Source organism: Flavobacterium sp. LHD-85 (genome assembly GCF_030929595.1).
Lineage (GTDB): Bacteria > Bacteroidota > Bacteroidia > Flavobacteriales > Flavobacteriaceae > Flavobacterium.
Genome location: NZ_JAVFVR010000024.1, coordinates 22,016 through 28,313, shown reverse-complemented (window position 1 = coordinate 28,313; position 6,298 = coordinate 22,016). Strand labels below are relative to the sequence as shown.

The following is a 6,298-nucleotide window of genomic DNA, read 5'->3' as shown; positions in this document are numbered from 1 at the left end:
ATACTTCTCTAAATAGTTTCTCTCTAATGTTGAATCCTGACTGTTATTTCTCATCGCAACAAAATTTATTAAAGTTAAATTTTGTTACCGAATTATCTAACATTTACAGAAATGACAAATTATAACGAAATCAAAAAGAGTAGAAGTGTTATTTCTACCCTTTAAATTGTTGAAAAGTTTAACAAATATCGGGAGATAAACTTTTTTTAAAGGGCGTTAATTCGGGTTCTAATGGTTAAATTTGTGGAACTTCATAAACAAATTACCATTATGGAAGAAATGCTCTTTTATGATCGAATGCAGTTTGCCTTCACGATCACTTTTCATTATCTTTTTCCGCAACTTACAATGGGTCTTTCGTTGATCATTGTGTACTTCAAGTGGAAATATCTCAAAACCAAAGACGAACAATACAATCACGCCACCCATTTTTGGATGAAAATCTTCGCCCTTAATTTTGCAATGGGCGTTGTAACGGGAATTCCGATGGAGTTTCAGTTTGGAACCAACTGGGCTAAGTTTTCTGAACTTACAGGTGGAATCATTGGCCAGACATTGGCAATGGAAGGAATGTTTTCTTTCTTTCTTGAATCTTCTTTTCTTGGATTATTTTTATTTGGAGAAAAACTTCTCGGGCATAAATGGCATTTTGTAACTGGATTACTAATCATGATTGGTTCTTGGGCCAGCGGATTTTTAATCATCGCCACACATTCTTGGATGCAGAATCCAGTGGGTTATGAAATCTTGGAAAACGGAAAATTTGTATTGAATAATTTTCAAGCGTTATTTCTTAATCCTTGGCTTTGGCCTTCTTATTTACATAATCAAGCGGCTTCGTTGGTAACGAGTTCTTTTGTTGTTGCTGGAATTGGAGCTTTCTATATTTTAAGTAATAAAAACGTTTCTTTCGGAAAATTGTTCTTGAAAACAGGAGTAATCTTCGGATTGATTTCTAGTGTAATTGTAGCTGTTCCAACAGGAGATTTAGCAGCTAAAAATGTTGTGAAATACCAGCCAGTAACTTTTGCTGCGATGGAAGGAATTTTTCATACCGAAAAGAAAGGTTCTGAAATTGTTTTAATCGGTCAGCCTGATGTAAAAGACAAAAAATTGGATAATAAAATTGCCGTTCCAAATATTCTAAGTTTCCTAACTTACGGAAATTGGGACCAGGAAATAAAAGGCTTAGATCAGTTTGAAGAAGACCTTCATCCAACCAATATTTCTGGATTGTATTATGCCTATCATATTATGGTTGGATTAGGAACTGTTTTTATTGGGTTAATGGTGCTTTCTCTTTTTCAATTAATAAGAGGTAAATTATTTGAAACCAAATGGCTTTTATGGTCTTTGATGTTCATGATGCCGTTTCCGTACATTGCCAACACAACAGGCTGGTATACGGCAGAATTAGGAAGACAGCCATGGCTGGTTTATAATTTAATGAGAACCGCAGCAGGAGCCTCACCAACAGTTTCATCAGGAAATACCTTGTTTACATTGCTGGGTTTTATCGGTTTATACCTTTTGCTGGGAATGCTGTTTTTGCTTTTAGTTGGAAAAATTATCAATAAAGGGCCACACAATGTGGAACTTTCAAAAGAAAAAATATAAGTATGGAATTTTTTTGGTACATAGTTTTAATGGGAATCTTGGCTGTTTATCTGGTTTTGGATGGTTATGATTTTGGTGCAGGAATTATTCATTTATTTTTTGCTGATACAGAAAAAGATAAAAAGGCAATTACCAATGCCATTGGCCCGTTTTGGGATGCCAATGAAGTTTGGCTTATTGCGGCTGGAGGAGTTTTGTTTTTTGCTTTTCCGACTTTATATGCATCATCTTTCAGCGGATTTTATCTGCCTTTGATTATGATTTTGTGGCTTTTGATTTTTCGCGCCATCGGACTTGAAATGCGGGGACAAATTCATAATCATATGTGGGAAAGTATTTGGGATAAGGCTTTCGGAATTGCAAGTTTACTTTTGGCTCTCTTTTTCGGAATTGCTTTAGGAAATATCGTTCGCGGTGTCAATCTTGGAATGGTTCAAAATGGCGTTTCTACACAAGAAGCACATTATTTCTTTCTGCCTTTGTGGAATCCGACTTTTAGTCCACAGGCGAATGAATTGGGAATTATCGATTGGTTTACACTTTTCTTAGGAATTGTGAGTGTTGTGGCGTTAACGATTCACGGGGCAAACTGGATTATTTATAAAACAAATTCGGCGCTGAATCCGAAATTGAAAAATGTAATCTTTAGACTGAACTTTGTTCTGCTGATTTTAGTCTTTATTTCTTTGGGAATTTGGCACTTTATCGAGCCAAAACCCTTTCATAATTTTATTGAAAATCCGATTCTTTGGTTTTTTCCTTTAATGACTTTTGTGGGAATTGCGGGATTATTCAAAGTTCGTTCCTTCAAAAAAGATGGTCAAGGATTTATTTTTTCGACTTTATTCTTAGTTGGAGGATTTGCTTCGACAGCAGTTTCTATTTTTCCGAACGTTTTGCCTTCAACCAATAAAGTAAATCCGTCTTTAACGATTTACAATACCGCCGCTCATGAATACGGATTAAATGCTGGTTTGAGCTGGTTTTTTATCGCTTTGTTTTTGGTGATTATTTATTTTATTATTCAATATCGCGTTTTTAGCGGGAAAATGGATGATGTTGGGTATGGGGAGCATTGATTTTTTTTAGCCACGAATTCACGAATTTTTGTTTGAATGAATTCTGAATTTTGCAACTATAAATTTCACAAATTTTAATTTCTTCATTATCGAATCAATTGCCTCCAGTTTTAACTGGAGGTTTTTTGTTTTAATTTGACCGAGGGCTTTAGCCAAACTTTGCGGTTTTTGGCTAAAGCCTTTTTTGTTTACATTTGTTTACCTCCAGCTAAAGCTGGAGGCAATTCAAGAAATAATCTTAAGTCCTAAACGCGAGTTTACTTGTATTTGCGTAGGAATGGGGGCCGTATCTCCCGATTTAGAAAAACAAGGCTTTTTGGTCGTAGTTTTTGTTAATCGGGAATAAAGCAGATAGCCCGTTCACTTTGGCGAAAACGCCTAAAAGAGTTTTCTTGCTTGCTATTTCTTGTAAATAAAATATAAGATAAATTTTATAAAAGATTTAATTACAACTCATAGTTATATTCTATAAGCTGTATTGTAAGAAAAAAAAGCAGTTAATGCTTAATATTGCGAAACTAAGAATTTTTTCCCCATAAAGAATTTTTAGAAAACGATTTTTACTAAAAGCTTAAATCTATTTTACCTACTACATTTATGCCCTTAACAATTTTTTCCGACAAGGTTAGGTTTTGTTATAAATCTAAAAACTGGCAGTACCAATTTGATGAAATCAAAAAGCTCAGACTGCTCAAAAAAAAGAAAAAGTATTTTCTTGAAAATACTGCTTTTATTGCTGTGACTGCTGCAACATATTATTGTATGTTCTTTTCCAATTTAATGGACTTTTATTATATAATTCCTTCAATTTTATGTTATGCGTTTATTATAGCAATAAGGTTTAGCAATAAAGCAGAGTTTGTATATTTTGTTTTTGTTAAAGATATTTACCAAAATGAAATAAGGACTAAAATTGCATTAAAAGACCGTGCAATTGTTAGTAAGCAGATCGATTATTATTTAGATCTTCAATTTGAACGCAGTATACAAAGAACTGCTTAAGAAAAAATCAGAGATATTTGTATTTGATATTTTCCGTTATGATGTTTTTTTCATAATGGCAGCATTGATATATGGTTGTTTGATCATCAAAAAGAGAAAGAATAACAAAATGCTAATTCATAGTTTGTTTATTATGAAGTAGTTTAACGAATACCAAAAATAAGTATAGTTAAGTCGTTACCAATTGACGGCTGGCTGTTTTAGCTATACATGACCTCAAATCAGAATAAAACTATGGCCACAACAATTAAAAACAAGATTAGAAACATTAGAGAGTTAAAAAATTATACTCAAGAATATATGGCAGAAAGATTAGGTGTAACTCAAGCGGGTTACAGTAAAATTGAAAAAGGAAAAACTTCTTTGAGTTATGAAAAACTAGTTGAAATTGGAAGAATTTTAGATGTCAGTGTAGAAGATATAATTAGTTTTGAATACGATAAATACTTTAATAGTTTTAATAAAATTACAGGAAATAATAATGGAAGCATATTAATCAATGCCGATAATACATCGATCATAAAAGAACTTTATGAAGATAAAATCCAATTATTAGAAAAACTACTTTCTAGAACTGAAATAGAATTAGAGCGTTATAAAGATAAGTTTGGAGAAATTTGAAGGTTTTAGTTTCATCTTTGTCAAAGCTTAAAACTTTGACAAAGATTACTCTACAAGTGAAACTAAATAAAACTTTACGAGTTCGATTAGAATAAAACTTCCTTCGCAATGATATAAAATCCCATTATAAGGACAAACCATCCGAAAAGAGGTTTTAATTTTGTGCCGTCTATTTTCTTAGAAAGTTGGCTTCCGACAAGCATTCCGATTAAAGCCATTGCGGAAACGCTTAAAAGAAAAGTATAATCTATTGGTGTTCCGATATATAAATCGCCTGCAAAACCTATTGAGGAATTAATGGTAATAATCAATAATGAAGTTCCAACGGCTTGCTTCATGGGCAGTTTGGCGAAAAAAAGCAGGGCAGGAATAATTAAGAATCCGCCGCCAGCGCCTAGAAACCCAGTAACGATTCCGACTAAAAAGCCAATTACGCTAAGCTGTGGATAATTGGTTTCAGTTGCTGTTATTTCGGGTTGATTCTTTTTAATCATAGAAACAGCCGCTGTAATCATCAATATCGAAAAGACAATCATGATGAGAAAATCTTTTGAAACGGTATAGGAAGCAACAGAAAACAAGGTCGATGCAATTTGCGGAAAGATTACTTCGCGGATTATCAAAATAGAAATAACCGAAGGAATGGCAAAATACAAAGCCGATTTCAGTTTCAGATTTCCCATTTTGTAATGGCTGTAACTTCCAAATAATGCTGTTAATCCGACAATAAACAGGGAATAAGAAGTTGCCTGATCGGGATTTACTTTGAATAAATAAACTAAAATTGGAATTGTTAGAATAGAACCGCCTCCGCCGATTAAACCAAGCGAGATTCCGATTATGATTGAGGCAAAAAATCCTAAATATTCCATTGCATTTATTTTAATGCAAAGTTGCTTCGGAAATTAGAATCCTACAGTAACATTTATCACAGAAGAGGATTATTAAACACTAATTTCACGAATGTGCACGAATTTTTCTGTACATAATAAATTTTAAACACATAGAAACATAGATTTTAGTTATTTGAAAAAGATTATAATAAATGACTAGTCATTTACACATAGCTATGTGCGTTAATGCAAGTGAAACGCCTTTTGTAGATCCCGTTAAGCTATGTTTCTATGTGTTAAAAGAGTTTCGTGTTAATTCGTGAAATTTGTGTTTAATAACTCAATCTGGTTTCGATTGAGTTTAACCAGACCGCGCTGTTCCATTTTTTTTAATAATCTGGAAACTACTTCGCGGGAAGTATTTAATTCGGTTGCGATTTCCTGGTGAGAAAGATTCACTTCAGAACAGCCGCAGGCATCAGAATGTCTTTTTAAATAAAATTCCAAACGTTCATCCATAGAACGGAAAGCGATATTGTCAACTACTTCGAGAACTTCTTCAAAACGGCTTCGGTAGGTTTCAATTACAAATTCGTACCAGCTTCTATGTTCCATCATCCATTTGTCCATCAACTGCAGCGGAATCATCATTACGGTAACATCTTCAACAACTTTTGCCATTATCTGGCTTTTTTCGCTTTTAGCGGTGCAAATCATAGAGATAGCACAAGCTTGTCCTGGCTGCAAATAATACATCAAGAACTCTCCGCCGTCTTCGCCTTCGCGATAGATTTTGATTTTACCTTTAATAATCAAAACGGTATTTTTAATATACTGTCCGGTACGCATTAAAATAGTTCCGGTTTCAAAATCCTGAAGGCTTCCGTTTTCTTCAATTGTAGCAATAAGCTCGTTGGAGAAATTAGGAAATATGGTTTTTAATGAATGCTGCATTTGGTAGATTTTTTTTGCCACTAATTATAGTAATTCACATCAATTTATTCTTGAGAATTAGTATAGTTCGTTGCGAATAATTTTATCAAAATCGAATTAAAATATATGATTATTTGCAAAGATAAGGGTTTGGAATGGGAATAATTATCAGAAAACTAGATTTAAGATTAATTTTATGTAAATGAAAAAATC

Annotated in this window: 5 protein-coding genes; 3 read left to right on the top strand and 2 right to left on the bottom strand. The window is 33.3% G+C overall.

The window, feature by feature from the left end:
- Window positions 1-270: 270 nt before the first annotated feature.
- From RB618_RS23145 to RB618_RS23135, 3 genes are all read left to right on the top strand, one after another.
- A complete protein-coding gene (locus tag RB618_RS23145; protein WP_308070993.1) occupies window positions 271-1,617 on the top strand; it encodes a cytochrome ubiquinol oxidase subunit I in 1,347 nt (448 codons plus the stop codon).
- A 2-nt stretch (window positions 1,618-1,619) separates the two neighbouring features.
- Window positions 1,620-2,696 carry a cytochrome d ubiquinol oxidase subunit II gene (cydB, locus tag RB618_RS23140; protein WP_308070992.1) on the top strand — a complete coding sequence of 359 codons (1,077 nt, stop codon included), beginning with the start codon at window positions 1,620-1,622 and terminating at the stop codon, window positions 2,694-2,696.
- Window positions 2,697-3,932: 1,236 nt separating this feature from the next.
- Window positions 3,933-4,319, top strand: a complete 387-nt coding sequence (locus RB618_RS23135; RefSeq protein WP_308070991.1) for a helix-turn-helix transcriptional regulator — start codon at window positions 3,933-3,935, stop codon at window positions 4,317-4,319.
- Between the two features lie 86 nt (window positions 4,320-4,405).
- Here the strand turns inward: RB618_RS23135 and RB618_RS23130 are convergent, their stop codons facing one another.
- Complete coding sequence (locus RB618_RS23130) at window positions 4,406-5,191, bottom strand: sulfite exporter TauE/SafE family protein (protein WP_308070990.1); 786 nt, start codon at window positions 5,189-5,191, stop codon at window positions 4,406-4,408.
- 273 nt (window positions 5,192-5,464) lie between these two features.
- A complete protein-coding gene (locus RB618_RS23125) occupies window positions 5,465-6,106 on the bottom strand; it encodes a Crp/Fnr family transcriptional regulator (RefSeq protein ID WP_308070989.1) in 642 nt (213 codons plus the stop codon).
- Window positions 6,107-6,298 lie beyond the last annotated feature (192 nt).